1 protein-coding gene is annotated in these 1,330 nt (G+C 49.5%); it reads right to left on the bottom strand.

Features of this window, described 5'->3' with window-relative positions; all coding sequences use genetic code 11:
• Positions 1-1,330: hypothetical protein (locus KDK17_RS08820; protein ID WP_257287884.1), on the bottom strand; the 1,330-nt coding region annotated here is incomplete at both ends.

The raw sequence follows: 1,330 nt of genomic DNA, 5'->3' as shown, positions 1-1,330 counted from the left end.
CGGAACAGCTCCATGCTGAACTCGCCATCCTTGTCTTTCCATTCCGGCCAGCCCAAGACCTCTTTCACTGGCTCACGTTTGAGCATGCCTTTGGAATGGTTCATAGACGAAAAGGAGCGGAACAGCGCCATACTGAAGTCGCCATCCTTGTCTTTCCATTCCGGCCAGCCCAGCACCTCTTTCACCTGCTCATGCTTGAGCATGCCTTTGCTATGATTCATCGACGAAATGGCGCGGAAAAGCTCCATATTGAACTCGCCATTTTTGTCCTTCCATTCCGGCCAGTCCAGCACCTCTTTAACTTCCTTATTATTGAGCATGCCTTGGCCATTATTCATGGACGAAAAGGCGCGGAACAGCTCCATACTGAACCCGGCATCCTTGTCTTGCCATTCCAGCCAGCCCAGCACCTCTTTCACTTGCTCATGTTTGGGCATGCCTTTGCCATGATTCATGGATGAGAAGGCTCGGAGCAGCTCCATACTGAACCCGGCATCCTTGTCTTGCCATTCCGGCCAGCTCAGCACCTCTTTCACTTCCTCATGTTTGAACAGGCCTTTGCTGTGATTCATGGACGAGAAAACGCGGAACAGCCCATTTCTAAACTCGTTATTCTTATCTTTCCATTCCGGCCAGCTCAGCACCTCTTTCACTTCCTGATGTTTGGGTGTGCCTTTTTTGTTGTACATGGACGAGAAAGCCCGGAGCAGTTCCATACTGAACTCGTCATTCTTGTCTTTCCATTCCGGCCAGTTCAGCACCTCTTTCACTTTTTCATGTTCGAGCATGCCCCTGCAATTATTCATGGACGAGAAGGAGCGGAATAGCTCCATATTGAACTCGCCATTCTTGTCTTTCCATTCCGGCCAGCCCAGTATCTCTTTCACGTCCTTATGTTTGAGCATGCCTTTACTACTATTCATGGATGAAAAAGCGCGGAATAGTTCCATGTTGAACTCGCCACCCTTGTTCTTCCATTCCGGCCAGCCCAGCACTTCTTTCACTTCCTCATGGTTGAGTATGTCTTTGTCGTGATTCATGGATGAGAAGGTGCGGAACAGTTCCATATTGAACGCGCCATCCTTGTTTTTCCATTCCGGCCAGCCCAGCACCTCTTTCACTTCCTCGTGTTTGAGCATGCCATTACTACGTTTCATGGACGAGAAGGCGCGGAACAGCTTCATATTGAACGCGCCATCCTTGTCTTTCCATTCCGGCCAGCCTAGCACTTCTTTCACTTGCTCATGTTTGAGCATGCCTTTGCAATGGTTCATAGACGAGAAGGAGCGGAACAGCTCCATACTGAACTCGCCATCCTTGTCTTTCCATT

Source organism: Endozoicomonas sp. SESOKO2 (assembly GCF_024606245.1).
Lineage (GTDB): Bacteria > Pseudomonadota > Gammaproteobacteria > Pseudomonadales > Endozoicomonadaceae > Endozoicomonas_A.
This window is presented reverse-complemented; position numbering and strand designations above follow the sequence as displayed.